This window comes from Stenotrophomonas sp. YJH_SMC_135, assembly GCF_059372355.1.
In genome coordinates, this window is record NZ_JCAFVN010000002.1 from 348,613 (window position 1) to 374,855 (window position 26,243).

Annotated in this window: 23 protein-coding genes; 15 read left to right on the forward strand and 8 right to left on the reverse strand. The window is 68.0% G+C overall.

Features of this window, described 5'->3' with window-relative positions:
* Window positions 1-27: 27 nt before the first annotated feature.
* Window positions 28-3,384, reverse strand: a complete 3,357-nt coding sequence (locus AC5P98_RS08205) for an autotransporter domain-containing protein (RefSeq protein ID WP_495229968.1) — start codon at window positions 3,382-3,384, stop codon at window positions 28-30.
* A 174-nt stretch (window positions 3,385-3,558) separates the two neighbouring features.
* Between AC5P98_RS08205 and AC5P98_RS08210 the strand changes: the two genes are divergently transcribed.
* The 3 genes from AC5P98_RS08210 to AC5P98_RS08220 all read left to right on the forward strand — a co-directional run bounded on the left by AC5P98_RS08210 (window position 3,559) and on the right by AC5P98_RS08220 (window position 4,719).
* The gene (locus AC5P98_RS08210) at window positions 3,559-3,972 is read left to right on the forward strand and encodes an SLOG cluster 4 domain-containing protein (protein ID WP_049404763.1); all 414 of its coding nucleotides are present in this window, start codon (window positions 3,559-3,561) and stop codon (window positions 3,970-3,972) included.
* Window positions 3,973-4,063: 91 nt separating this feature from the next.
* On the forward strand, window positions 4,064-4,264 hold the full coding sequence (locus AC5P98_RS08215) for a hypothetical protein (protein ID WP_032958391.1): 201 nt from the start codon (window positions 4,064-4,066) through the stop codon (window positions 4,262-4,264).
* Window positions 4,265-4,368: 104 nt separating this feature from the next.
* Window positions 4,369-4,719, forward strand: coding sequence for a VOC family protein (locus AC5P98_RS08220; RefSeq protein WP_032958352.1), 351 nt, complete (start codon window positions 4,369-4,371; stop codon window positions 4,717-4,719).
* A gap of 15 nt (window positions 4,720-4,734) precedes the next feature.
* Here AC5P98_RS08220 and AC5P98_RS08225 read toward each other — a convergent pair whose 3' ends face one another.
* Complete coding sequence (locus AC5P98_RS08225) at window positions 4,735-5,364, reverse strand: TetR/AcrR family transcriptional regulator (RefSeq protein ID WP_046432686.1); 630 nt, start codon at window positions 5,362-5,364, stop codon at window positions 4,735-4,737.
* 124 nt (window positions 5,365-5,488) lie between these two features.
* Between AC5P98_RS08225 and AC5P98_RS08230 the strand changes: the two genes are divergently transcribed.
* The gene (locus AC5P98_RS08230) at window positions 5,489-6,961 is read left to right on the forward strand and encodes an MFS transporter (protein ID WP_495229969.1); all 1,473 of its coding nucleotides are present in this window, start codon (window positions 5,489-5,491) and stop codon (window positions 6,959-6,961) included.
* Window positions 6,962-6,972: 11 nt separating this feature from the next.
* Here AC5P98_RS08230 and AC5P98_RS08235 read toward each other — a convergent pair whose 3' ends face one another.
* On the reverse strand, window positions 6,973-7,278 hold the full coding sequence (locus tag AC5P98_RS08235; RefSeq protein WP_046432675.1) for a KGG domain-containing protein: 306 nt from the start codon (window positions 7,276-7,278) through the stop codon (window positions 6,973-6,975).
* A gap of 194 nt (window positions 7,279-7,472) precedes the next feature.
* Here AC5P98_RS08235 and AC5P98_RS08240 point away from each other — a divergent pair, with 194 nt between their 5' ends.
* Window positions 7,473-8,957: a DUF4434 domain-containing protein gene (locus AC5P98_RS08240; protein ID WP_049404759.1), complete on the forward strand. Its 1,485-nt coding sequence runs from the start codon at window positions 7,473-7,475 to the stop codon at window positions 8,955-8,957.
* A 4-nt stretch (window positions 8,958-8,961) separates the two neighbouring features.
* Here the strand turns inward: AC5P98_RS08240 and AC5P98_RS08245 are convergent, their stop codons facing one another.
* The gene (locus AC5P98_RS08245) at window positions 8,962-9,426 is read right to left on the reverse strand and encodes a MarR family winged helix-turn-helix transcriptional regulator (RefSeq protein WP_014648520.1); all 465 of its coding nucleotides are present in this window, start codon (window positions 9,424-9,426) and stop codon (window positions 8,962-8,964) included.
* Between the two features lie 49 nt (window positions 9,427-9,475).
* On the opposite strand from AC5P98_RS08245, the gene AC5P98_RS08250 reads away from it, so the two are divergent.
* From AC5P98_RS08250 to AC5P98_RS08260, 3 genes are all read left to right on the forward strand, one after another.
* Window positions 9,476-10,387 carry a S41 family peptidase gene (locus AC5P98_RS08250; protein WP_032958392.1) on the forward strand — a complete coding sequence of 304 codons (912 nt, stop codon included), beginning with the start codon at window positions 9,476-9,478 and terminating at the stop codon, window positions 10,385-10,387.
* A 98-nt stretch (window positions 10,388-10,485) separates the two neighbouring features.
* Window positions 10,486-11,379 carry an NAD-dependent epimerase/dehydratase family protein gene (locus tag AC5P98_RS08255; RefSeq protein WP_014648518.1) on the forward strand — a complete coding sequence of 298 codons (894 nt, stop codon included), beginning with the start codon at window positions 10,486-10,488 and terminating at the stop codon, window positions 11,377-11,379.
* Window positions 11,380-11,590: 211 nt separating this feature from the next.
* Window positions 11,591-14,122 carry a methyl-accepting chemotaxis protein gene (locus tag AC5P98_RS08260; RefSeq protein WP_495229970.1) on the forward strand — a complete coding sequence of 844 codons (2,532 nt, stop codon included), beginning with the start codon at window positions 11,591-11,593 and terminating at the stop codon, window positions 14,120-14,122.
* Between the two features lie 78 nt (window positions 14,123-14,200).
* On the opposite strand, the gene AC5P98_RS08265 is transcribed toward AC5P98_RS08260, so the two are convergent.
* On the reverse strand, window positions 14,201-14,587 hold the full coding sequence (locus AC5P98_RS08265) for a DUF2628 domain-containing protein (RefSeq protein WP_014648516.1): 387 nt from the start codon (window positions 14,585-14,587) through the stop codon (window positions 14,201-14,203).
* Window positions 14,588-14,804: 217 nt separating this feature from the next.
* On the opposite strand from AC5P98_RS08265, the gene AC5P98_RS08270 reads away from it, so the two are divergent.
* Entirely contained in the window at window positions 14,805-14,975 is a 171-nt protein-coding gene (locus tag AC5P98_RS08270) for a hypothetical protein (RefSeq protein ID WP_005419553.1), read from the forward strand.
* Between the two features lie 60 nt (window positions 14,976-15,035).
* Here the strand turns inward: AC5P98_RS08270 and AC5P98_RS08275 are convergent, their stop codons facing one another.
* Window positions 15,036-17,081, reverse strand: coding sequence for a TonB-dependent receptor domain-containing protein (locus AC5P98_RS08275; RefSeq protein WP_049404753.1), 2,046 nt, complete (start codon window positions 17,079-17,081; stop codon window positions 15,036-15,038).
* A 496-nt stretch (window positions 17,082-17,577) separates the two neighbouring features.
* Here AC5P98_RS08275 and mdoH point away from each other — a divergent pair, with 496 nt between their 5' ends.
* The 5 genes from mdoH (at window position 17,578) to hemC (ending at window position 23,565) form a co-directional block, all read left to right on the forward strand.
* Window positions 17,578-19,503, forward strand: a complete 1,926-nt coding sequence (gene mdoH / locus AC5P98_RS08280; protein WP_049404751.1) for a glucans biosynthesis glucosyltransferase MdoH — start codon at window positions 17,578-17,580, stop codon at window positions 19,501-19,503.
* A 50-nt stretch (window positions 19,504-19,553) separates the two neighbouring features.
* Window positions 19,554-20,213 (forward strand): alpha/beta hydrolase, encoded by a 660-nt coding sequence (locus tag AC5P98_RS08285; RefSeq protein WP_014648513.1) that lies wholly within the window; start codon window positions 19,554-19,556, stop codon window positions 20,211-20,213.
* A 3-nt stretch (window positions 20,214-20,216) separates the two neighbouring features.
* A complete protein-coding gene (locus AC5P98_RS08290; RefSeq protein ID WP_414615637.1) occupies window positions 20,217-21,260 on the forward strand; it encodes a sensor histidine kinase in 1,044 nt (347 codons plus the stop codon).
* A 10-nt stretch (window positions 21,261-21,270) separates the two neighbouring features.
* Window positions 21,271-22,002, forward strand: coding sequence for a LytR/AlgR family response regulator transcription factor (locus AC5P98_RS08295; RefSeq protein WP_014648511.1), 732 nt, complete (start codon window positions 21,271-21,273; stop codon window positions 22,000-22,002).
* 651 nt (window positions 22,003-22,653) lie between these two features.
* On the forward strand, window positions 22,654-23,565 hold the full coding sequence (gene hemC / locus AC5P98_RS08300) for a hydroxymethylbilane synthase (RefSeq protein ID WP_014648510.1): 912 nt from the start codon (window positions 22,654-22,656) through the stop codon (window positions 23,563-23,565).
* A gap of 116 nt (window positions 23,566-23,681) precedes the next feature.
* Here hemC and AC5P98_RS08305 read toward each other — a convergent pair whose 3' ends face one another.
* Together AC5P98_RS08305 and AC5P98_RS08310 are read right to left on the reverse strand one after the other, a co-directional pair.
* A complete protein-coding gene (locus AC5P98_RS08305) occupies window positions 23,682-24,458 on the reverse strand; it encodes a DUF481 domain-containing protein (RefSeq protein WP_032961276.1) in 777 nt (258 codons plus the stop codon).
* Window positions 24,459-24,564: 106 nt separating this feature from the next.
* Window positions 24,565-25,167 (reverse strand): LolA-like protein, encoded by a 603-nt coding sequence (locus AC5P98_RS08310; protein WP_049405917.1) that lies wholly within the window; start codon window positions 25,165-25,167, stop codon window positions 24,565-24,567.
* A gap of 81 nt (window positions 25,168-25,248) precedes the next feature.
* On the opposite strand from AC5P98_RS08310, the gene AC5P98_RS08315 reads away from it, so the two are divergent.
* Window positions 25,249-26,220, forward strand: coding sequence for a helix-turn-helix transcriptional regulator (locus AC5P98_RS08315; protein ID WP_014648507.1), 972 nt, complete (start codon window positions 25,249-25,251; stop codon window positions 26,218-26,220).
* Window positions 26,221-26,243 lie beyond the last annotated feature (23 nt).

Below are 26,243 nucleotides of genomic sequence, written 5' to 3' on the forward strand. Positions count from 1 at the left end.
CTGTTTTCATCGCATTGCAGGCACAGATCAGAAACGCACGGACCAGCGTGCATTCGCACCATGGTCACGGCTCTCGCTGCCGAACTGGCCGCTGTAGCCCAGCTCCAGCTGCTGGCGCGAGGTCAGCCACGCCGACAGGCCCAGTTCGGCCACCACCGCGTTGTCGGCGATCGGCGCGCCGTTGACCGCGAACGTGGAGCTGCCATTGACAAACGCAAGGTTGGCGACCTGGCTGCGATCCCCCGAGGCACGACGATAGCCGACACCCCCGCGCAGGTGCAGCCAGCTGTCCTGCTGGAACGAAGCCTTCAGCCCCTTGTCGAAGCGCACGCCGGCGGTGGCGATCGTGGTTCCGGTGTCTTCCACCTTGCCCTGCAGCGCCGCTGCTCCACCGCGTTCGCTGATGCGCTTGAGGTCCACTTCCACGCGCGCCACCTGCAGGTACGGCTCCAGCCCGGCTTCGGGGCCACCGAAGCGATAACCAGCTTCGATGAAGGCCTGGCGGGTGCGGGCGTCGTAACGCGCGCTCAGGCTGTCACTGAAACCTGCGAAGGCGACTTCACGCGTGCTCTTCACCTCGTGCTTGCTCCACGCCACACCACCGCGCAGGCCGAAGCCGCCCCAGGTGTGGCTGGCGTAGGCACCGAAGTGCGTGTTGTCGATCTTCGACTTGGCGCGGCGGTCCTGCTGCTTGACGTCGGTACGGCCGGTACCGGCCAGCACGCCGACCTGCCAGCCGGAGAACTCGCGGTCGATGCCGACCAGCAGGCCGTTGCTGTTGGCCTCGGTGCGGGCGGTGTTGAAGTCACCGTCCAGCCTGCTGTTGCCACCGATGGCCTGCACCCATGCACCCGTCGCATCACCCACGTCGCTGCCGGGCGCGCTGGCGCCGGCACGGCGTGACAACGCGGCATCGCGCACGTAGCGGCTGCCCTCGACCAGGGCGATGGCCGTGGCCGGATGCAGCTCGCCGCTGAGGCCATCGAGCACGCCACCGACCTGCTGCGGGAACAGCTGGGTCAGCGGCTTGGGCAGGCCCTGGGCGATCGGCAGCAGGTCGGCGGCGGCCGCCACCGCACGCTGGTTGGGCGTGTTGGCAGCCGTGGCCAGCGAAGCGCCACGGGCCACGTCGATGCGCGTGCCATTGGCACCGTAGGCCAGGCTGAACTGCAGGAAGGGCGAGAACGCACTGAAGTCGGTCTTGGCGAACTGGCCGCTGATGCCACCGTCGGCACGCAGGACGTTGAACTGTTCGCCGAGGTAATACACGCCCGGTTCCGGCAGGGCGACCAGGGTGCCGCCGAGGGTGGCGGTGCCGGTCACGTGCAGCTGGTCACTGCGACCACCCGGTGCCAGCTCCGCCGCATACACGCCGGTGGCGCCCTGCACGTAGTTGCCGTTGATGGTCAGCGTGCCGATCGAGTTGCCCGGCGCGATGATGCCGTCCACGCGGGTGTTGCCGAGCGTGCCGACGCCCTTCAACAGGCCATTGGCGCCGACGGTGGTGGTGCCACCGGCCTGCGTGCCGTTGAAGGACACCACGCCGCCGTTGACCACCAGGTTGCTGTTATCCAGCACGCCGCTGGTGCTGACCGTGCTGACGCCACCGGTGGTGGTCAGGGCGGTGGAGACCAGGCTGCCGTTGAGCAGGAACCGGCCACCCTGGACCTCGACCGCCGAGGTGAGCGTGTTGGCGCCGTTCAACTCCAGCATGCCGTCCTGCACCACGGCGCCGTTGAAGCTGTTGTTGCCGCTCAGGCGCAGCCAACCGATACCGGATTTGGTCAGCTTGCCGGGGCCGCCGATGTCGTTGGTCCAGTTGTCCCACGCATCGCCTTCCCAGACCTTCAGGCCGCCGGCCCTCTGGTTCATCACCACGTTGGTGTCCACGCGCAGCGAACCATAGCCTTCGATGGCCTTGCGCAGGTCGACCATGCCCCAGCCGTAGATTGCATCGATGCCTGGCGCGCCGAGATCGCGTGCGGTGGTCAACAGCACGTCGCGGACCTGGGCGTTGTCCAGGTACGGGAAGCGCTCCATCAGCAGGCCGAGGGCGCCGGTGATATGGGGTGCGGCCATCGACGTGCCGGTCTTGGTGCCGTAGACGTAGCTGGTGTTCTCGCTGTCGATGATCAGCCGCACGTAGGCGGAGGTGTTCTCGATGCGGCCCTGGATATCGCCGGAGACGATGGTGCTGACGATATCGGTACCGGGGGCAGAGATGCACCAGTTGGCGGCAACGCCGCAGATGCTGGAACTGCCATCGATCACGTAGTCGGTTTCACCTGCGGCGGTGTCGGGCCGACGGACATTGGCGACCGCCAGCCAGTACGGTTCCAGTTCGGGCTTCCAGCGCGGCATCGAGGCGGTGATGCCGGCAACCGCACCGCTGCCGTTGCCAGCCGACCACACCTGGATGAGAGTGGAGCCCGGGGCATCGCCGTTGTTGGCGTAGATGCTGCCGTACACGCCGTAGTCGGCACCGATGCTGGCGTACTGCTGGTCCAGCGCGGCGGCGGTCATGTTGCGCGTGGAAATGCCCCAGCTGTGATTGATGGCGCGTACACCCTGCGCCTGGATCTGCGCATACATGTCCAGCGTGGCGGCATCATCCGGATCGGTGCGGTACACCGCGCGCGGACGATAGAACCTGTCCGGGTCCAGGCGCCACTCGTAGTAGGTGTCACCGAACACGCGGGCGGCAGTGAGATCCGCACCAAAGGCCACACCATGCATGCCGGTGCCATTGCGGTTGGCGCCGATGGTGCCAAGCACATGCGTGCCGTGATCGGCGTAGCTGAAGCCATAGGGCTGGCCGGCGGCGATCAGGCGTGCCGCCAGTGAGGCCGGAACGCCGGCGCCCAGTCCGTAGTAGTTGTAGCCGGGCTGTTCGCCGCGGGTCTGCCCGCAGGCGCCCGCCCCTGCGACCACGCCCGGCGTCGCACAGTCGGCACCGATGGTGATGCTGGAGGTATTGCGTCCTGCAAACTCCGGATGCGCCAGTGCGGAGCCCGAGTCGAACAGCGCCAGGCGTACGCCCTTGCCGGTCAGGCCGCGCGCATAGGCGTAGTCCGCGCCCATCGCGCCCAGGCCCCAATCGGCGTTGAATTCGTCGCTGCGCCAGCTGGCCGGATCGCCGGGATTGCCAAGAACGGCGTTGCTGCTGGCGGCAGCTGCCGTGGCCGTGGCCGTGGTTGCAGGTGCGGTGCTGGCAGCGGGCTGCGCCCACGCGGCCTGCAGCTGGCGCTGCTGCTGCCAGGCCTCGAGTGATTCGCTGGCCATGGCTGGCAGTGCGGTGGCCAGCAGCAGCGAGCTGGCGACGGCAAGCGCCAGCGGGCGATGCGACAGGGAGCGGGACGAACGGCCGTACAGCGGGTGATTCATCGGACAACTTCCTTGGTTGACGGACAACAAGGCCGTTAACGCCAAGGCATGGCGATATCCCCCAGTAATGTGAAGGGAATTTTATGAACGTGTTAATGTTTTGTGATCGGTGCATGGTGCGGCTCCAGCGGGCAGGGCAACGTGACCCTTCCTTCCGAGGCTTCGGAACCGCCCATGCGTACCGCATTCCGTAAACCACCGTTGGCGATATTGGGCGGTGCCGATCCTGGCAGCGACGCGTTCGAGCGCGCAGCTGGTGGCCAGGTGCCCAGCGTCATCCCGGAAGGCAGCATGCCGCCGGCCGACTGGCCGGCCACGGTGGTGGTGCCCTGTGGCATGGGGGATGCGCGCAACCTGATCATGGCCCTTGCCGGTGATGCCTGCATCGTCAGCGGTGGGCGCGCCTGCACGATCTCGGAGGTTTGGCTGCACAAGCGGCCGCTGCTGCCGCTTGCAGGGGCAGGTGGCGGGTCCGACGCGCTGCCGAACACCCCGCCGGACGAGCGCGGCAATTCGCCGATCCTGCCGTGGCGCAACAGTGATGAGCTGGCCGGGCAACTGCGTGTCCTGGGAATGCTGCAACACTGAGTCCAGCCGCATCCGCCTTCACCCAACGTCCCGTGTGCAGCGCTAAGGTGGCCCGGCCTGGGCTCACCAGGCTTATCAAGGAGTGATGTCGATGCGTACTTTCAGGAAAGTGATCGCCGGTGCTGTGTTCGCGTTGGCCTGCAGCGGCTCGGTGGCCGTGGCCGGACCGGTCCAGCCCTGCGATTTTCCCTGCTGGAAGGCCTACCAGGCGTGTGTAGCCGGTGGGGGTGATGCCATGGAATGCCAGTACGAATACGATCGATGCGTCATGGAGCGCTGCGGCGCGGTGTAAGCCCAGCCATGATCGGCTGATGACGGGCCCCGTCCATGACGGGGCTCTTCTGTTTGTGCGCAGGGTCGGGCACTCTCGGCGCATTCTTCCTGGTGGAGTGGAACATGGCCGTCATGCGTGTCGTCGCCAACATCGCCACGTCTGATCCCGCCCGCGCCGCTGCATTCTATGGCGAGCTGCTCGGCATGCCGGTGGTGATGGACCATGGCTGGATCGTCACCCATGGCGGGCAGGGCAGTGCGCTGGCGCAGGTCAGCTTCGCCAGCGAAGGGGGTTCCGGCGCACCGGTGCCGGACCTGTCTATCGAAGTGGACAACCTGCAGGAGGTGCTGGAACGCATGCACGCGGCTGGCATCGCGCTGGACTATGGGCCGGCCGACGAGCCCTGGGGCGTGCGGCGCTTCTTCGTCCGCGATCCGTTCGGCCGGCTGTTGAACATCCTCGCCCACGCCTGAGCGACGGCGGGCGCTTCAGCGACGGGTGCCGCCACGCTTCGGCGCCGGCGACACGCCGACCATGCGCAGGCAATCGGCCACCACCGCCGCAATGAAGGTGTCGGCGTCCTGCGTGGGCGCAGCGATCAGGTCATCGGTGGCGCCATGTACGCCGGCATAGATCAGCGAGGCCGTGATCTGCGGTGCCGGCAGCTGCCACAGGCCTGCACGGGTGCCCGCCTCGAGGATGTCGAGCAGCTGCTGCTGGATGGCGTTGCGCTCGGCATTGCCGCGCTGGTGGTGGTGATGGTTGGCGTAGACGACGTCGTGCAGTGCGTGCGTGCGCACATAGGTCTCGATGTTGGCGCGGATCCAGGCGCACAGTCGCGCCACGCCATCGTGGGCAGGCTGCTGCTGAACGGCATGGTCGACCTCGGCCATGAACTGCAGCGTGTAGCGCTGCGCCAGCGCCTGCAGGATCTCGGTGCGCGAGGCGAAGTAGGTATAGAACGTGCCCTTGGCCACGTCGGCGGCGGCCACGATGTCACTGATGGTGGTCGCTTCCACGCCCTGTGACAGGAACAGCGCCTGCGCGGCGTCCATCAGCTCTTCCTGGCGGGTTTCAGCGGGTTTGGTACGGGGCCTGGCGACTGCGGGAATCTGCATGGGGCGGGGTCCGGGTGCGACGGTCGCCATTCTAGCTTCCCCCGGCAATGACTGACCGCCGGTCATTGACTGACGGTCAGTCAGCAAACTACGATGCGCGCACGCTCCCTCCCGGCATCCGCACATGCAACGCTTCCGACGGCCGGCCCTGGTGCTGGCGGCCTACCTGGGCACCTTCCTCGCCTCGCTGGACATCAGCATCGTCAACGTCGCGCTGCCGACGCTGCAGCAGGCACTGCACACCGACATGGCCGGGCTGCAGTGGGTGATCAACGCCTATGCCATCGCCCTGTCCGCAGTGATGCTGTCGGCGGGGCCGCTGGGTGACCGCTATGGCCACCGCCGCATGTGGCTGCTCAGCGTGGCGACCCTCACCGTGGGCTCGCTGCTGTGTGCCTGCGCAGGCAGTCTTTCCGCACTGGTGGCAGGGCGGGCGGTGCAGGGGGTGGCCGGCGCCCTGCTGATCCCGAGTGCGATGCCGATCCTCAGCCATGCGTTCCCTGATCCGCGCCAGCGTGCACGCGCGATCGGGGGCTGGTCGGCGTTCAGCGCGCTGGCGCTGGTGCTGGGGCCGCTGCTGGGAGGCGAACTGGTGCAGCGCGCAGGTTGGCCCAGCATCTTCCTGATCAACCTGCCGCTGGGCCTGCTTGCACTCGCGCTGGGGGCCTGGGGCATTCCAGAGCGACGGCATCCGCAGCACGCTGCGCTGGACCCGGCCGGGCAGCTGCTCAGCATCGTCGCGCTGGGTGCACTCAGTTACGGCCTGATCGCGATCGGCGAGCACGGCCTGCTGGCACCTTCGACCCTGCTGGCGCTCGGCATCGCAGCATCCGGCCTGGCGCTGTTTGCGTGGGTCGAGCGCCGCGTGGCGCGGCCGCTGCTGCCGCTGGACCTGTTGGCGAAGCCGGGTTTCGGCATGCTCAACCTGGCCTCGTTCGTGCTTGGATTCACCGCTTATGCGAGCCTGTTCTTCCTGTCGCTGTTCTTCCAGCAGGCGCAGGGACATGGGGCTGCGCAGGCCGGTGCGCAGCTGGTACCGCAGTTCGTGCTGATGGCGGTGGTGTCGCTGCTGTTCGGCCGTCTGGCGGCGTGGTTCGGGCTGCATGCCGCGCTGGTGACGGGCTATGCAATGACAGGCATGGCGCTGTGTGCGATTGCCACGTTCGAGCCGACTACAGCGCACGGCCAGGCCAGCGCACTGCTGATGCTGCTCGGCACTGGCATGGGACTGGCGGTACCTGCGACCGGCATGGCGGTGATGTCATGCGTACCGGCCGAGCGTGCCGGCATTGCGTCGGCCACGATGAACGCGCTGCGCCAGGCGGGCATGAGCCTGGGCATCGCGCTGCTGGGCAGCCTGATGGGCCTGCGCGCGGTACGCCAGTTCACTGCGACCGCGCAGGCGGCAGGGCAGCCCGCAGTGGCCGCACAGGCGCGCACGCTGATCCTGCAGCCGTCGTCACTGCTGCCGGGGACGCAGATACTGGCCTGGTACCGCGGCGCCATGGCCAGCGGTTTCGGCTGGGCGATGGCCGTCGCCGGCGTGCTGGCCCTGTTGGCGGCGCTCGCCCTGTACCGCCAGTGCAGGCGCGCCTGAGCACGCTGCGGTCAGCCCTGCTGGCGTTGCGGCCCTTCCTTCGTCGGCGCGGGTTCGGCCGCGTGCTGCCGCTGTTGCCGTGCATTGGCGTGGCGCGCGTGCCCGCCTTCGCGGCCGATCGCTGCCATGTGCTGGCGATTGCGGCTGATCGCCTCGCCGCCCTTGCGGCCCGCCACGCGTGCCTCGGCCGGGCTGAACTCATGTGCATTGCCGGACGCATGCGCGGCGCGTCCACCCTTTGCGGCAATCGCGCGCTGCTTGTCCCGGTCCATCGAAGCGAAGCCGCGATGGGAGGTGCCGTGATGCTGGTCAGCCATGTGAAGGCTCCCGGTGCATGGAAGGGGAGCTCATCCTTGCGTGTGCCCGGCTAAGGCAGTGTCCGCACCGGCGGTGCTGCCCTCACGCCACGCCGCACCGGCTTTCACGGCGCAACTACGCCGCTGCGCGATGAGCGCCGCTTGGCTAGGATGGACCGGCATGGCGGATGACCGCCCAGACAGGAAAGGACGCCGTGAACAGATTCGGATGGCTTGCACTGCTGGCCTGCGCTGCACCGGCCCATGCGGACACTGCGCTGCTGAGCGGCAGTTTCGTTCACTTCGGTTACTCGTCCACCGATGAGCAGCTGCCAGCGGCGCAGCTGCCGCTGTTCCTCGACGAACTGCGGGACCTGGGCAACGACACGCTCATCATCGGCCAGACCCGCGCCACCCGTGCCGGCGTGGGCTGCGCCAGCAGCGCGCAGGATTTCGAATGGATCGCCGGCTTCCCGGCCAAGCTGGGCACGGTGCTGGACGCGGCCGCAGCGCGTGGGATGAAGGTCGTGGTCGGCACCACCTACAGTTCGGGCCAGTGTGCGGCATTCTGGCAGGGCTCTAACGCTGCAGCGGTGGCGCAGGACGCAGCGCAGTCGATGGCGCAGCTGGCCCAGCAGTACGCGATGCATCCGGCATTCGCCGGCTGGTACATCACCGATGAGCCCGCGCAGGTACCGGCCGAGCGTGCGTCGTTCTATCGTTCAATCGTTTCCACACTGAAAGCGGCGACGCCATCCAGGCCGGTGATGGTGGCGCCCTATCTGGCATCCTCCAGCGTCGACCCGGCCAGCGTGGCCAGTGCTGCGCTACGGTTCCGCTCTGCCACGGGGGTCGACGTGCAGATCTGGCAGGACGGCATCGGCGCGGCGTCGCACGCGAAACTGTTCCAGTGGGATCGACCGGGCTATTCCACCGAGCAGTACTACCAGGCGTTGTCGGCGCAGCTGGGCGCCAGCGCTGTGTGGGCCGACATCGAGCTGTTCAACCATGGCAGCCCGCTGTTCCTTGATACCGGTAACGGCCTGTCCGGTGCATACCGGTCGGCGTCGGTGCAGCGCATCAACCAGCAGTTGTGGAGCGCGCGTTCGGCTGGCAAGCGCGTTGCCTGGCTCAACCAGTACCACATGTCCGAAGTGGTCGGCCCCGGCCAGGGCTACGGCGAGGCGCCACGGATGATGAACACCTATCGCGGGTTGTACGGGCTGGGTGCCTCGTACCTCGTCGATCCGGTGCAGACCACCTATCACTACAGCGTGGCGCCGGCGACCAGCTATCCCGACGGCAGCGGCCATGAGCTGTTCGACCGCCGGGTAGGCGACCCGCGCAATCCGATGGACGCGGGCTGGGTAGGCGTGCACGGCAACGTCAGCATCACCATCGACCTGGGCCAGCGCCGACGGGTGGACTGGATCGGCCTGCATACGATGACCCGCCCGGCCTGGGGCATCGTCACGCCGACGTCGGTGGAGGTGATGTGCGCCGAGCCCGGAACTGCCGCCGTAACCATCGGCACGCTGTCGGCACCCTTCACCCAGTCCGGCGTGATGGGCTCGACCGAAGAGGAGTACGTGCTCGGCAATGCAGCCCCCCTGGCTGCGCAATGCCGCACGCTGGAGCTGCGCGTGGCCAACGGCAGCTGGACATTCCTCAGCGAGATCGAGATGGCTGCAGAGCAGTAACGCCTCAGCGCCGGCGGGCGTCCTGCAGGCGCTGTGCGAAGGGCCGTTGTTCGAGCGCCACCAGTGCTTTGCGCAGCACCTGCTCCAACGACTGCCCCAGATCGGCATCGAGGCTGCGTGCCGCCACTGCGGTGGCCTGCCATTGCGCCTGCAGCACAGGCATCGCGCGCTGCGCGCGCGGGCTCAACTGCAGGATGCGTTCGCGCCCGTCGTCACCATTGGCAGTGTGCAGCCAACCATCGCGCACCATCGCCGCCACGGTCTGGCTGAGCGCCGAATGGCTGAGCCCGCAGGCCAGCGCGAGGTCCTTGATCCGGCAGGGGCCCTGCGCCATCAGCGTGCGCAGCACCGGCGTGTAGCGCGGCCGGTAGTCCAGTTGCAGGTGCCGGTAGGCCTGCTCGACGGCCGGGTCCAGCTGGTCGAGCAGGGCGCGCAGCAGGGTACCCAGTGTGGCGTGTTGGAGATCCATGAGTGGGATGATATATAAGCGCTTATATATCCTCAATGCGGGGTGGATGATGGCGGTCTCCTGGATGCTCGGCGCGCTGCTGGCGACGGCCTGCCCGGCGCAGGATGCGGTGCTGCAGGCGGCCGCCAGCGCCGTGCAGGCGCAGTACCTGGACGAGGCGGAGGCCGCCCGTATCGCCGATGCCCTGCGCAGCTGGTCGGCGCAGCAGCGGTATGCGGACAGCTGTTCGGATTCTGCTGCGTTCAGCGCACGCCTGAACCAGGACCTGGACATGTTCGATGGCCACTTCCACGTTGAGCGCGTGGACGCAGCTGCCGGCCAGGACGACTGGTTGATGGCCTGGCGTGCCGATGCCCGCAGCAATGGTGCCGGTGTGCGCGAGGTGCGGGTGCTGGAAGGCAACGTTGGCTACCTGCGGCTGAGTACCTTCTATCCGCTGGATCTGGCGCGCCCGAAGTTCGCTGCGGCCTTCACGCTGCTGGCCGACACCGATGGCCTGGTGCTGGATCTGCGCCAGAACGGCGGCGGCGACGATGCAAGTGCCGACCTGCTGGTGCGCACGCTGCTGGACGCGAAGATCGGCGCGGTGCAGCAGCTGGACCAGCGTGGCCGGCGCACGCCGGTACCGCTGCCGCCTGCCAGCCTGCCTGTGTACCTGAAGCCGCTGGTGGTGCTGATCGACCGGCGTACCGGTTCGGCGGCCGAGTTCGTCGCCTATTCGCTGCAGACCCTGGGCCGCGCGCGCATTGTCGGCACGCGCAGTGGCGGTGCCGCGCATATGTTTGGTGATCCTGTGTTGCTGCCCGATGGCTATCAGATCAGCATTCCCGACCGGCAACCGATCAATCTGCGCACCGGCGGCAATTGGGAAGGCACCGGCGTGAGGCCTGATGTGGCCGGCGGCGACGATCCGCTGTTCATCGCGCGGCAACTGCTGGCGCCTGCGAGGTCGTCAAGATGAACGCACGATTGCAGGGCTGTCCTATCGCAGATGCGCGAATGCATGCCTAGAATCGAAGCATCCCGGTAGTTCCCGGGCGCTTCGAGTGAATGGACTCAATGAAGATTCTGTTGACCGGCAGTTCCGGGCGCATCGGGCGCGCGATCTTCGGTGCGTTGGCGGCCGCCCACGAAGTGGTGGGGCTGGACCGCAGCCCGTTCGCCACCACGCGCATCATTGCCGATGTCACCGATCGCCAGGCGGTCACGCGTGCGGTGCAGGGCGTGGACGCGGTCATCCATACCGCGGCCCTGCATGCTCCGCATGTCGGCCTAGTGCCGGACGCGGTATTCCAGCAGATCAACGTGGAGGCAACCGCGCACCTGCTGCAGGCCGCACGCGAAGCCGGCGCACGGCGTTTCGTGCTGACCAGCACCACCGCGCTGTACGGCCATGCCGTGGTAGCCGGTGGCTGCCGTTGGATCGACGAAGACACCGAGCCACTGCCGCGCACGATCTACCATCGCACCAAGCTGCAGGCCGAGACCCTGGCTGAAGCTGCCGCCACGCCGGGCTTCAGCGTTCGCGTGCTGCGCATGGGCCGGTGCTTCCCGGAACCGCCCGAGCGCATGGCGATGTTCCGCCTGCATCGCGGCATCGACGCCCGCGATGTGGCCAGCGCACACGCTGCACTGCTGCTCGACGAAGGCGCCCGATTCGCCCGCTATCTCGCCTGCGCACCGACGCCGTTCCGGCGCGAGGACTGCCTGGAACTGGCCACCCACCCGCGCAGCGTGCTGGCCCGTCGCGCGCCGCAGCTGCTGGCCGAGTTCGAACGCCGTGGCTGGCCGCTGCCATTGAGCATCGACCGTGTCTACGACAGTGCCCGCCTGCGCAGTGAGCTGGGCTGGCAACCGTGCTTCGGGCCGGACGACGTGCTGCAGCAGTATGCCGTCGGCAGCATCGAGGTACTGCCGCGCGCGCAGTGGATCAAGGACCGCGTGGCCGAGTGAGGCCATCGCGACGGACGGGTGGCTGACCCGACCCTGAGCAGATTCAGGAATGTGCAGGCCGGTCGCCTCAACCTCGTTGGCGGGCGGCCGCTAACCCGGTGCGCTTCCAGCGCCGGGCCCGCCCGGCGGCCGGTGGCCTGCGCGACGGATCGCGCGCCTGCGCGGTGCCTTCGTGGTGCCGGTCGTCCTGAACTGCCTTGCGGACCCTCCCATGCCTTCTTCCCGTTCCGCCGCTGCCCGCCGCCCGGGCAGCATCGCCCACAAGCTGATGCTGGGCACCGCCGCGATCGCGCTGCTGTGCTTCGGCCTGACCGCGTTCCTGATCTACCGACAGGCCAGCGCCAGCCTTATCAGCGCCTCGCGCCAGACCATGACCAGCGAGGCGACCGCTGAGGCGCGCCAGGTGGCGGCCGATCTGGGCACCGCCTTTGCCAGCAACGATGCCATGGTTGAAGGCGTGCTGGCCCAGCGCGCCCGTGGTGACGTGCCCGACCGCGCCAGCCTGGCGGCGGTGCTGGGCGAGCAGCTGCGCGCCCATCCCGAATGGCTGGGCAAGAGCACCATGTGGGAGCCCGATGCCTTCGACGGCAAGGATGCCGAGTTCGTCAACACCGAGGCGCACGATGCCACCGGCCGCTACATGAGCTACTGGGCCTGGCAGGAGGGCAAGCCGCAGCAGTCGGTGATGACCGATTACACCGAGACCGCCAGCGGTTCCGGTGACTGGTACATGGTGCCCAGCCGCGACAAGCTGCCGAAAGTGAGCGAACCGTATGCCTATGACATCGCCGGGCAGCAGGTGCTGATGAGTACGCTGAGCACGCCGATCATCGAGAACGACAGGTTCCTCGGTGTCTTCACCGTCGACTTCTCGCTGGCAGCGTTGCAGAAGCACCTGGCCACGCTGAAGCCGATGGGGGCCGGCCGCGTCGAACTGCTGTCGCCGAAGGGCGTGGTGCTGGCCTCGGCCAATGCCGCCGAAATCGGCAAGCCTCGCAACGACGCACTGACCCGCAGCATGCTGGCCGAGATCGCCGCCGACCGCCCCTTCGAGGCCTTCAGCCCCGATGCGGCCGGCAACGTGCGCGTGTATGTGCCGCTGCGCGTGGGCGATGCCCCGCAGCGCTTCGCGCTGGGCGTGGTGATGCCGCATGCGGTGATCGTGGCCGAAGCGCGCCAGCTGCTGTGGCTGACCCTGCTGGTCGGCGTGATCGCCGCGCTGACCCTCAGCGCCGGTGTCTACATACTGCTGCGCCGCCTGGCGATCCGCCCGCTGGCCGAAGCGGTGCGCGTGGCCGGTGACGTCGCCGCCGGCAAGCTGGACAGCACCCTGCCGGCGCGCAGCAACGACGAAGTGGGGCGCCTGCTGGACGCGATGCAGGGCATGCGCGGCCAGCTGCAGGCGGTGATGGCTGCGCAGGCCGAAATGGCGCGCCGCCACGATGCCGGTGAACTCAGCTACCGCATGGATGCCGCGGCGTTCCCGGGCGAGTACGGCCGCATGGTGGCCGACAGCAACCAGCTGGTGGCCTCCAGCAACGCGGTCACCCAGCGCCTGGTTGAAGTGATGCAGCGCTATGCCGTCGGCGACCTCAGCGTGGACATGGAAGCACTGCCGGGCGAGAAGGCGGTGTTCACCGCTGCGATGGCAACCACCAAGCGCAACCTGGCCGCGATCAACGAGCAGATCCAGCAGCTTGCCGCTGCGGCCGCCGCCGGTGACTTCGCCGTGCGCGGTGATGCACTGCGCTTCGACCACGATTTCCGCCGCATGGTGGAGACCCTCAACACCATGATGGAAGTCAGCGACCACAACCTGGCCGCACTGTCGACGCTGCTGCGCGCGATCGCCGGCGGTGACCTCAGTACCCGCATGCAGGGTGACTTCCATGGGGTATTTGCGGTGATGCGCGACGATGCCAACAGCACCGTGCAGCACCTGACCCAGATCGTCGGCCAGATCCAGCAGTCGGCAGCCAGCATCCGCCTGGCCGCCGGTGAGATCACTGCCGGCAACAGCGACCTGTCGCGCCGTACCGAACAGCAGGCTGCCAACCTGGAAGAAACCGCCGCGTCGATGGAAGAACTGACCTCCACCGTGCGCCAGAACGCCGACCACGCGCTGCAGGCCAACGCGCTGGCCGGTTCCGCGGCGGGCGTGGCCAGCGAAGGCGGCCAGGTGGTCAGCCAGGTGGTGCACACCATGGAGCAGATCGAGGCGTCTTCGCAGCGCATCGCCGAGATCATCTCGGTGATCGATGGGATTGCGTTCCAGACCAACATCCTGGCGTTGAACGCAGCAGTGGAAGCGGCGCGCGCCGGTGAGCAGGGCCGTGGCTTCGCCGTGGTTGCCAGTGAAGTGCGCGCGTTGGCGCAGCGTTCGGCGGGTGCTGCGAAGGAGATCAAGGAGCTGATCGACGCCTCGGTGGCCCAGGTCGGTGCCGGTGCGCAGCTGGTGCACGGCGCGGGGCGCACCATGCAGGACATCGTCGGTCAGGTCGGTCGGGTCAACGAGATCATGGCCGAGATCTCGGCCGCGTCGCGCGAACAATCGGCCGGCATCGAGCAGGTCAACCAGACTGTGGTGCAGATGGACGAAACCACCCAGCAGAACGCCGCGCTGGTGGAGGAAGCCAGTGCCGCCGCGCGTGCGATGGAGGAGCAGGCCGAGCAGCTGGCGGTGGCGGTGTCGCGCTTCCGCCTGCAGGCCGAGCCGGCGGCCGTGGCACGCCGCGCGGCCTGATCGCGCAAATGAAGACGCCCGGCGGGGGCCGGGCGTCGGTTGCATCCTTGCCGCGCATCCCTGCGCCGGTCTGATGGCTTAGAACATTCCTTCAAACGGGTTCCAGCTGGCGCGACCTTCCACCTTCTCCAGGTAGTAGCTGTAGTTGGTGCTGGAGGCGACCAGCAGATTCATCGCGATGAACAGCATGCGCCCGACGACGTCGGGAAGGAACATGCTGACGATGGCCAGCGCGATGTTGATGCCGATGACCACCAGCGCCTTGCGCCACATGCCCAGGATCAACAGGTAGATCGCACCGAAGAACAACGCGAAGAAGTTCAGGTTGATCTTCAGGCGGTCACCGAACGACAGCGCCTTCCAGGCCTGCTTGAAACCGGGATTCTTGGGCGCGCCATGCTGGCGGAAGAAGTTGAAGCGGAACTGCCACTTCGGGCTGAACTGGGACAGGTCAGTGGTATTCATTTTGGGGAAACATCCCTGTGAGAAAACGTTTTCATGATAAGGCAAGTCCTATTCAGGATCCAAGGGCTGCCGTCAAAAATGTGACGCGTGCCGTGTTCCACGTGCTGCGGCCGGGTGCCGCACCGTCACCCGCCCGCCTTGTTTTTAGGATAGGGTGCGCAGTTCCGCTGCCGCCCCGGTTGGACCCGTGCGGCGGCGGGATGTCCATGGAGGTTGCATGACCACACCTGCTACACCGGAAAACGCACCGGGACCGGTGCTCCTGCCGACACCTGAAGTGGTGCAGGCACAACAACTGCTCGCACGCCAGCAACTGGCGGTGGCGATGGACCGTGCGCGCACGGCCGCCACGCGGGACGCGGCACCGGCCGCGCTGGAAAGCGAGTAACCCGCAATACCGTCGATCGCGCTGGCATGTCGCCAGCGCGATCACGGCGCGTGCCGCCGGTCAGAAGCGCGCGGTCATGCTGAGGAAGTAGCTGCGCCCGGCGACGAAGTAGTCGGTGGAGCCTTCCGCATACAGCTTCTTGTCGGCCAGGTTGCTGACGCCACCGCGCAGGGTCAGCACCTCGTTGACGTTCCATGCGACGGTCAGGTCATACAGGGTGTAGGCCTTGAGGAAGGTCGTGGCGGTGCCGGTCTGCTTGCCGGTGTACTGCGCCGACAGGCTGCCGGAGAACACCGTATTCGGCGACCAGTCCAGCGACGAGTAGCCGGAGAATTCCGGCGTATCGATCAGGTTGCGGCCGGTGGTCAGGTTCCTGGCTTCCTTCATCCAGGTTGCCGAGGTGCGCCAGCGCCACTGCTCGCCGAAGCGGACGTTGAAGTTGCCTTCCATGCCGCTGGTGCGCGCGCGCTGCACGTTGCTCATGCGCGTCCACCAGATGCCGTTGAAGCGGCCCAGCGGTGCGTATTCGATCTTGTTCCGGAAGTCGGTGTGGAAGTAGGTCACGCCAACATCGATCAGGTCATTGTCGAAGCTGATGCCGATCTCGCGGTTGGTGCTGGTTTCCGGATCCAGGTCCGGGTTGCCGGCCATGTAGCACCCGCCGCGGGTATAACCCAGCGGGATCAGCGAGGTGCAGCCACGGCCGCCGGACTGGGTGGCAGCGGTGGCCGAATTCTCGGTCAGGCTGGGCGCACGGAACCCCTTGGAGACGCCACCGCGGATGGTCCACTGTTCGGCCGGATGCCAGACCACGTACGCACGCGGGCTGACGTGGCCGCCGAACTTCTCATGGTGGTCCAGGCGCGCGCCCACGGTCAGGGCCAGGGTGCGGTGCAGCTTCAGTTCGTCTTCGACAAACAGCGCCCAGGTATCCACTTCCAGGCTGGAGCCGCTGACGGCGTTGCCGGCGTAGTCGATCGGCGCGCGGCCGATGGTATCGGTGTTGGTCAGTTCCTGGCGCTTCCACTGCCCACCCACGGCAAACTGGTGTTCAACGCCCAGGGTGAACGGCGTGGTCAGGCTGCCTTCGATGATCGTGTCGGTGGCCTCTGAGCGGCCGGTGGCGCCGATGTCGTTCTTGTATTCGGTCCAGTACGCGCTGAGCCTGGAGGTGCCGAAGCTCCACGTGCCATCGTGGTTGAGCGCCAGCGAGCTGCGCTTGAGCTCACTGGCTCCCCAGGCGCCTTCGTCCTGCTTTTCCAGCGACGCATCGATGAAGGCCTGCTGCACGCCATGGCCGGCTTCCAGCGACAGTTCCTGTGCGTCGCTCAGCTTCCACTGCAGCAGCGCATCGACAGTGCGGTCCTTCTCGCCGGCGTAGGCATTGCCGTAGACACCGTGGTTGGACTGGTCCGAATCACGGCGCATGCTGTTGGCACCGATGCGCAGGCCGAAGCGTTCGCCCAGTGGGCCGGAGAAGGTCGCGCCGATCTGCTGGGTATCGCCGCGCTTGCCATCACCGGGACGGGTGTAGCTGTGGGTGGCGCTGCCGTTCCATTCGTCGCCGATGCGCCGGGTGATGATGTTGATCACCCCGCCCATGGCGTCGGAGCCGTACAGCGAGGACATCGGCCCACGCACCACTTCGATGCGTTCGATCTGGTCGGGCGAGATCCAGTTCAGGTCCTGGCGGCCGAGGTCGGGGCGGTAGTTGGTCGCGGCCGAGCTGCCCATGCGCTTGCCGTCCACCAGCACCAGCGTGTAGTTGGACGGCATGCCGCGCAGCTTGATCTTGGACTGTTCGCCGACGGCGCTGAGGCCGCCGGTCACGCCCGGCACGCGGCTGAGCAGGGTGGCCAGGTCGGGAACCGGCTGGCGCTCGATGTCCTCACGGCTGATCACGCTGATGCTGGCCGGGGCATCCTTGATCCATTGCTGGCTGCCCGAGGCGGTGACCACCACGGTATCCAGATCCTTGGTGGAGGCATCGGCGCCGGCCTCTGCAGCGGCCAGGCCGGGCAGGGCCAGCAGGCAGGCGGAGGCCAGGGCAGGGGCCAGGCGGGTGCGCGGCAGGCGCGCGGAACGGGAACGGGACGATGGGGACATGGCGGCTTCCATGGGAGGTGGGGTGACCCGGTGGAAGCAGCAGGCGCAGGCAGACAGCAGGCAGCCACCCTTCCGTGGGTCGTCGGTGCGCGCGGTGTGGACCGGCGCAGCTGGGTGGGTCGCGGCCGTGCGGAAGACGGTGACCTGCCTGGTTAATGAAATGATAACCGTTCGCGTTTGATACGATCCAGTACCCGGGGCGATGCAGTGACATCTGGCCATCCCCCGACGTGATCGCCTGCTATTTGCTGAATGGGGATAAATCCCGGCGTAGGCCTTCGCACCCGGCTTACATCCAGCGCCCTAGACTGGGCCGCATTTTCGATTCCGCCCCGTTGGAGATCGTGTGGGTTCCGGTAGTGACAGACATCGACTGTGCGGCCTGAAGCCGACGCAGTCTGGACAAGTGCGGGCGCCGGGAAAGCGCGCCGGGAACCTTGGTGCATGCAGCCCGGCCGGGATGGCCGGCCGTGCCGACGGCGCGGAGTAGGCGGCGATGGGGGTGCAGACCATCCATGCGGAAGCAGAAACGCCCCGGCTCGACGCCGGCTGGGCGCTGCTGCCCGCTGAATCTCCGTTGCAGATGCCCGAACAGACCCTGCGCGAAGGTGCACTGAAGGTCCGGCGGCATCGCACGTCGCCGCGCCTGATCGGCCTGCGCCGGCTGTACATCTTCGGTGGCACGCTCGGCATGACCGCCGTGGCCACGCGGATGATGTGGCGGGTGCTGTCGGCCAATGGCATCAGCGTGCTCGAAGCCTGCCTGCTGGTGCTGTTCGTTGGCCTGTTTGCCTGGATCGCGCTGTCTTTCGCCAGCGCCCTGGCCGGCTTCCTGACCGCCGTGTTCGACCGTGGCTATCGCCTCGGCATCGACCCGGACAAGCCGCTGCCGACCGTGCACAGCCGCACCGCGCTGCTGATGCCGACCTACAACGAAGACCCGCGCCGCCTGCTGGCGGGCCTGCAGGCGATCTACGAGTCGGTGGCGGCCACCGGCCAGCTCGGCCGATTCGATTTCTTCGTGCTCAGCGATACCCGTCGCGAGGACATCGCCGCTGCCGAGGAGCGGGTGTTCGGCGAGCTGCGCGAGCGGGTGCCGGACGGCCAGACCCGCCTGTTCTACCGTCGCCGTGGTGACAACAGCGGGCGCAAGGCCGGCAACATCGCCGACTGGGTCCGTCGCTTCGGCGGTGCCTACCCGCAGATGCTGATCCTCGACGCCGACAGCCTGATGACCGGCGACAGCATCGTGCGCCTGGTGGCCGGCATGGAGCACAACGCCGACGTCGGCCTGATCCAGACCCTGCCGTCGGTGATCGGCGGCCGCACCCTGTTCGCACGCATGCAGCAGTTCGGTGGCCGCGTGTACGGGCCGGTGATCGCCCGTGGCGTGGCCTGGTGGCATGGCGCCGAGAGCAACTACTGGGGCCACAACGCCATCATCCGTACCCGCGCCTTCGCCGACCACGCCGGCCTGCCGGCGCTGCCGGGGCGCAAGCCGTTCGGCGGCCACGTGCTCAGCCATGACTTCGTCGAAGCAGCGTTGATGCGTCGTGGCGGCTGGGCCGCGCACATGGTGCCCTACCTCGGTGGCAGCTATGAAGAGGGCCCGCCGACGCTGACCGATCTGCTGGTACGCGACCGCCGCTGGTGCCAGGGCAACCTGCAGCACGGCAAGGTCGTGGGCAGCCGCGGCCTGCACTGGATCAGCCGCACGCACATGCTGATCGGCATCGGCCACTATTTCACCGCACCGATGTGGGCAATGCTGATGCTGATCGGCATCGCCATCCCGCTGTTCCAGGAGGGCATCGACTTCAATGCCCTGCTGCACCTGTCGCCCAGCGTGTACTGGCGCGCACAGGACGAAGAGCAGGTGGTGCGCCTGTTCGCCGCCACCATGGCGGTACTGCTGCTGCCCAAGGTGCTCGGTTACCTGGCGATGCTGCTGGACCCGGTCGACCGCCGCGGCTGCGGCGGTGCGATCCGTGCCTTCGTGTCGATGCTGGTGGAAACCGTGCTGGCCGCACTGATGGCGCCGGTGGTGATGTACGTGCAGTCGCGGGGCGTGGCCGAAGTGTTGTCCGGCCGCGATTCCGGCTGGGATGCGCAGCAGCGTGACGACGGCGGCATCTCGTGGCTGGCACTGATCCGCGGCTACGGTGGCCTGGGTGTGTTCGGCGCCTTCATGGGCGTGCTGGCCTGGGCCGTGTCGCCGTCGCTGGCGGCGTGGATGGCGCCGGTGGTGATCGGCATGGTATTGGCCATTCCGGTGGTGGCGCTGACCTCCTCGCGTGGTCCGGGCGCCTTCCTGCATCGCCTGGGCCTGCTGGACATTCCCGAAGAGAACATCCCGCCACCGGTACTGGTCCGCGCCGCGCAGCTGCGGCGCGAAGCGGCCGAGCAACCGCCGCTGTACTGATTGCCCCACGCCAGCGGCATAATGCGGCTCGAACTTGAAGGAGCCGCATCATGCTGCAAACGGTGGAACAGGAAACCGGCGCCTCGCCGCAGTGGTCGGTGATCTGGCTGCACGGCCTCGGCGCCGATGGCCATGATTTCGCGCCGATCGTGCCGGAGCTGGTGCGGCCGCACTGGCCGGCGCTGCGCTTCGTGTTCCCGCACGCACCGGTGCGGCCGATCACGATCAACAACGGCGTGCCCATGCGCGGCTGGTACGACATCGTCGGCATGGACTTCCGGTCGCGTGCCGACATGGCCGGCGTGCAGGAATCGGTGGTGCAGCTGGACGCGCTGATCGCGCGCGAGATCGAGCGTGGCGTCGCGGCGGAGAAGATCTTCCTGGCCGGCTTCTCGCAGGGTGGTGCGATCATCCTGACTGCTGCGCTGTCGCGTACCGCGCCGCTGGCCGGCCTGATCGCCCTGTCCACCTATCTGCCCGAAGCCGACAGTGCCACGCGCGTTGAAGGCGCGGTGCAGGTGCCGGTGTTCATGGCCCATGGCAGTGGCGACCCGGTGATCCCGCAGGCCGTGGCGGCCCACAGCGCACAGGCGCTGCGTACGCTGGGCCTGGACGTGGCGTGGCACAGCTACCCGATGGCCCACCAGGTCTGTGCCGAGGAAATCCAGGCACTGGGTGACTGGCTGCAGGAACGGCTGGGCGCGGCCTGAGCCATGCCCCTGGCCAGCCCATCGCCGTGGATGCCGGAACTGTGCCGCCTGCCGCGGCTGGCGGCGATGCTGGGCCTGGCCGAGCTGGTGGTGGTGGTGCTGGCCCTGGCCCCGGATGGCAGCCGCCACTGGACCGTTGGCGAGCTGCTGTCAGCCAGCGGCTTCGCCTTGTGGCTGGCGCTGGCCGTGACCGCCAGCCTGTGCCTGCTGCGGCAGGCGCTGTCCAGGCTGCCGCAGGTGATGGGGGCGGTCGCTGCCATCGCACTGGCGGCCCTGATCGCGGTCGTCTGCGCCGGCATCGTGCACGCGCTGTACGCGGTGCTGGGTGACAGCTTCGCCAACGGCATCAGCTTCTGGCGCTTCACCCTCGGCAGCGCCGCCACCACCGCGCTGATCACCGCGCTGGCGCTGCGCTACTTCTATGTCAGCGACCGCTGGGCCGCGCAGGTGCAGGCCAATGCACGCGCCCAGGCCGATGCGCTGCAGGCGCGCATCCGCCCGCATTTCCTGTTCAACAGCATGAACCTCATCGCCAGCCTGCTGCATCGGGACCCGGCGGTGGCCGAGCGTGCCGTGCTCGACCTGTCCGATCTGTTCCGTGCTGCGCTCGGTGCAGGCGAGGGCGATTCCACCCTGCGCGACGAATGCGAACTGGCCGAGCGCTACCTGTCGATCGAATCGCTGCGCCTGGGCGAACGCCTGCAGGTGCGCTGGCAGCGTGACGAGCCGCTGCCGTGGGACCTGCCATTGCCAAGGCTGGTACTGCAGCCGCTGGTGGAAAACGCCGTGCTGCATGGCATTTCGCGCCTGCCCGAGGGCGGCACCATCGAGCTGCAGCTGCTGCGCGAGGGCAACGATCTGCAGATCCGCGTGCGCAATCCCGCGCCTGATCCGCAGGCGCCCGGGCTGGCCCTGGCGCGGGGGGCTGGCCATGCCCAGCACAGCATCGGCCATCGGCTGGCCTGGCGCTTTGGCAGTGCCGCGCGGATGACGGCTGGCTGGAGCGAGGGCTACTATGCCTGCCAGGTGACAGTGCCGATCCAGTGAGGGGACGATCGTGAGGGTAGTCATCGCTGATGACGAACCACTGGCGCGTGAGCGCCTGCGCAGCCTGTTGGCCGCGCAGGACGGCGTGGACGTGGTGGCCGAGGCCGGCAACGGCGAGCAGGCCCTGCACGCGTGCGCGGAGCTGCAGCCGGACCTGGTCCTGCTGGACATCGCAATGCCTGGGCTGGACGGCCTGGAAGCAGCCCGCCACCTGGCCAGCTTCGAACCGCGGCCGGCGGTGGTGTTCTGCACTGCCTACGATGCGCATGCGCTGTCGGCCTTCGAAGCGGCAGCCATCGATTACCTGATGAAGCCGGTGCGCGCCGAACGCCTGGCAGCGGCGATTGCACGGGCACGCACGTTCCTGGCCGGTCGCGATGGCCAGCCGCAGGCGCACAGCGGGCAGCAGGCACGCAGCGTACTGTGCGCACGCCTGCGCGGCAGCCTGCGGCTGATTCCGCTGGACGACATCCACTACCTGCAGGCCGAAGAGAAGTACGTGGTGGTGCACCACGCGCGCGGCGAGGACCTGATCGAGGAATCGCTGAAGTCGCTGGAGGAAGAGTTCGCCAGCCGCTTCATCCGCATCCATCGCAACTGCCTGGTGGCGCGGCACGAGCTGGTGGAGCTGCGCCGCGGCTCCGGCGGGCAGGTGCAGGCAGTGCTGCGGCATGGCAGGCAGCCGCTGGAAGTCAGCCGCCGCTGTGTGGCGACGCTGAAGCAGGAACTGCGGCATCTGTGAGTGGTCCCGCGCGGCCTGCGGCCGCGACTGCTTACAGATCAACATCAACATCAAGATCAACAGCAGGTTGGCCGGCTCGTTGTTCTTACGTGCTGGGTCGGGCCGGGGTGGGGTGGCGGGACACGCCGTAGACCCATCCCTGGGGGCTCGATGGCGCCATCCATGGCGCCAACGGTCCCGCCACCCCACCCCGGCCCAACCCTCTCGTTTTTCCCGCGTCGGACGGCAAAGGCATTGTTGTTATCCGGTGGGGGAAGAGGGGTCAGATCCCTTTTCCTGCGGAAAAGGGATCTGACCCCGGAAGCCGTCGGCTGTTGCCTTTGCTTCTGCACTCTTTTTTTTGATCTTCCGTGGCTGGCGCACACGGAAACTGTCAGAGGCCGGGCGGGGTGGGTTCGCGGGGGTGTCCGCGGCATGGGCCCGAGGCATGCCTCGGGCGGGTTGGGCAGGACGCCCAACCCCGGTCTTGCCGTGTGCGCGGGACAGCGCACACGAGCAAGCCGCGGCCAAGCCCCCAGGGATGGGTTCACGGCGTCCCCGCATGACCCCACCGCCCCGGCCAAGCGCGGCTGTTGCTTTCACGACCCCGCCGCCAGCCACGAGGGGCTCCGCCGTTGGCCGTATCCGCGCCGAAGGCGCGATAATGACCGGATGGAAACCGTCCGCATCGCCACCCGCAAGAGCCCGCTCGCCCTCTGGCAAAGCGAACACGTCGCCAACCGCCTGCGCCAGGCCCATCCCGGGCTGCATGTGGAACTGGTGCCGATGAGCACCCGCGGTGACGAGGTGCTCGACCGCTCGCTGGCCGCCATCGGTGGCAAGGGCCTGTTCCTGAAGGAGCTGGAGCTGGCCATGCTGCGCGGTGAGGCCGACTGCGCCGTGCACTCGCTGAAGGATGTGCCGATGGAACTGGACGAACCCTTCGCGCTGCCGGCGATGCTGACCCGCCACGATCCAGCCGATGGTTTCGTCTCCAACCTGTACGCCTCGCTGGACGCGCTGCCGATCGGTGCGCGGGTCGGCACCTCATCGCTGCGCCGCCAGGCCCAGCTGCGCGCGCTGCGCCCGGATCTGGAATTGCTGGACCTGCGCGGCAACGTCAACACCCGCCTGGCCAAGCTCGACAATGGTGGTTACGACGCCATCGTGCTGGCCGTGGCCGGCCTGGAGCGCCTGGGCCTGGGCGGGCGCATCGTCGCGCGCCTGCAGCCGCCGCAGTGGCTGCCGGCACCGGCGCAGGGCGCGGTGGCGGTGGAGTGCGACGGTGGCAATACGCGCCTGATGGCGCTGTTCGCCACGCTTGATGACGCCGCTACGCGCGCCTGCGTGGAAGCCGAGCGGGCGATGAACCGCGCGTTGCATGGCAGCTGCCACGTGCCGGTGGCGGCCATCGCGCAGTGGCAGGGCGACGACCTGCACCTGCAGGGCCTGGTCGGCAGTGCCAGCGATGGTCGTGCGGTGCGCGCCGAGGCGGTGGGCCCGGCCCGGGATCCGGAGGCGCTGGGCCAGCGCGTGGCGAAGATGCTGCTGGAAGCCGGTGCCGGCGAACTGCTGAACGTCTGAGCTACCGCCGGTAGTGCCGGCCGCTGGCCGGCAACCGCGTGCCCAGTTGAATGCAGTTGCCGGCCAGCGGCCGGCACTACCGGAAGAAGAACGGGCGCCCTGGGCGCCCGTTCTGCTTACTTGAACTTGTAGACCACGTTCATCGTGGTCAGCGTATCGGTCTTGCGCTTGTCCTCGGCCACGTCACTGTTGTAGCGCGCCTGCCAGCCGGCCTTCAGTGCCAGGTGCTCGTTCATGCTCACCGAGACACCGAAGTCGTTCTGGCCGAAGGTGTTGTACGAACCGGATTCGACCAGCAGCGTGTTGACCAGGTCGGTGTTGTCAGTCAGCGAATACTTCATGTCGAACAGGCCACGGCCGATCAGGCCGGTGCGGGTGCGGTCGTCCTCGGTGCTGTGGGTGCGGCGCACACCGGGGCCGATCTGCGCGTCGAACGAGAAGCGCTCGGTGTTCCACAGGCGGGTGCCGTAACCCAGACCGAACGAGCTCTGGCGGTCGTAGGTGGCGAAGTCGTCGCGTTCCGTACGCACCGTCGCGGTCAGCTGGCGGTGTTCGCCCAGCTGCAGCGCGCTGCCGGCACTGCCGGTGTAGCGGTTGGCGGTGGTGTTGTTGCGGCGGGTGGTGGTGCCGTCGTCGTTGGTTTCGGTCACCTTGGAGCTGGAGCGCAGGCCGAACAGGTCCATGCTGTGCACCCAGTCACCGTCGGTGTAGCGCAGGCGCAGGCGGCCGTTGAAGCTCTCGGTGCTGCTGTTGCCGCGTGCCGAGGCAAACCCGAGCTCGCCACCACTGCCGCTCCACGGCGAGGACATCGCCGCCAGCTCGGAGGCATCCTGCGCGTATGCGAGCGGCGCACACAGCAGCAGGGGGATCAGCAGGGACACGCGCAGGGACATCGAGGCTTCTCCGGAACGGTTGACAGCCGGTGATGATACTGGAAGCGTGATGGCGGTCCGAATCGATCCAATGCGCGCTTCAGCGAACGTTGGCGCGGTCGCCTATTCAGGGCAGATCGACGCGCACCTCAGGGTCGTTGAAGCGCGAATAGCGCAGGCGCAGCTGGAAGCTGCGGCCATTGCTGCTGCCGCTGCGCACGATCTGGCGTGGCAGGCCCTGGGCATCCACCCAGTATTCCAGGCGTTCCCCGGACTGGGTGCCGCGCAGCCGGTAATGCCGGGTCTGCACCCCGTCCAGCGACTGGCTGCCGAGGTCTTCGGCCTTCAGTTCGGCGGGCAGGGCATCGGCGGGCAGCGGGTTGCGCCATTGCTCGAGCAGGCCGGGCGGGGTCGGCACCTGGCGGATCGCGCCGTCGGCCTGCAGGAACATGGTGTCGCCGATGATGGTCTGCGGCCCCGCCGGCGTCTCCACCCGGAAACGATCAGGCGCGACGAAGTCCATGGCGCTGCGCACCGGCTGTGGTGCGCCCAGCACCTCCAGTTCGGCGTGGAAGCTGCGCAGGGCCGCGAAACGCTGGCTGGCGCCCAGCACCGCCTGCGTCGGATCGGCGACGGGTACCGGGGGCTCGGCGCCGGTCGGCGCCGGCGCGCGATCACAGGCGGCCAGCAGCAGGCAGGCCAGCAGGGACAGGGCAGGCAACCGGCGCATCGGGCATTCCATGGGGGTGGGGGCGACCACGATAGCCCAAACGTCCCACACAAGACCCGCGACTCGGACATAATCGGGGGTATGGACCGATACGAACGCATCACCGCCCTGCATCGTCTGCTCAAGTCCGCGCGCTATCCGGTGACGGTGGCGACCCTGCAGGACAAGCTCGGTTGTTCCCGCGCCACCGTCTACCGCGACCTGGCCTTCCTGCGCGATGCGCTGATGGCACCGATCGAGGGCGACGGCGAGGCGGGCTTCCGCTACCAGGCTGACGAGAGCGACCGTTTCGAGCTGCCCGGCCTGTGGCTCAGCTCGGAGGAGCTGCATGCCCTGCTGGCCTCGCAGCACCTGCTGGCGCGGACCGGCGGTGGTGTGCTGTCGTCGGTGCTGGCACCGCTGCAGCAACGCATCGAGAGCCTGCTGGCGGCCCAGGCCGGCGTGTCCAGCTGGCCGGTCGACCGCGTGCGGGTGATTCCGCACCGTGGCCGCAAGTTTGACGAAGGCAGCTTCCGCAGCGTCGCATCGGCCGTGCTGGAGCGCCGCCAGCTGGCGTTCGAGTACCGTGCCCGTTCCACCGACGAGCCGACCAAGCGCACCGTCTCGCCGCAGCGCCTGACCCACTATCGCGACAACTGGTACCTGGATGCCTGGGACCATGACCGCGACGCCCTGCGCAGTTTCGCGGTCGACCGCATCCACAAGGCGCGGGTGGTCGACAGCACCGCGCGCGACGTCGCCGACAGCGAGCTGGACGAGCAGCTCGGCGCCAGCTACGGCATCTTCTCTGGCGCGCCGAAGGGCTGGGCGACCATCCTGTTCAGCGCCAAGGCCGCGCGCTGGGTGGCCGACGAGCACTGGCATTCCAAGCAGCAGGGCCGCTTCCTGGCCGACGGCCGCTATGAGCTGAAGGTGCCGTACAGCGTCTCGCGCGAGCTGCTGATGGATGTGCTGCATTACGGCTCGGATGCCGAGATCGTCGAGCCCATGATGCTGCGCGAGCAGGCCAAGGCGTTGCTTGAGCTGGCCCTGAGCAACTACGAAAACTCCTGACACTCCCCCGAGAATTCAATCCC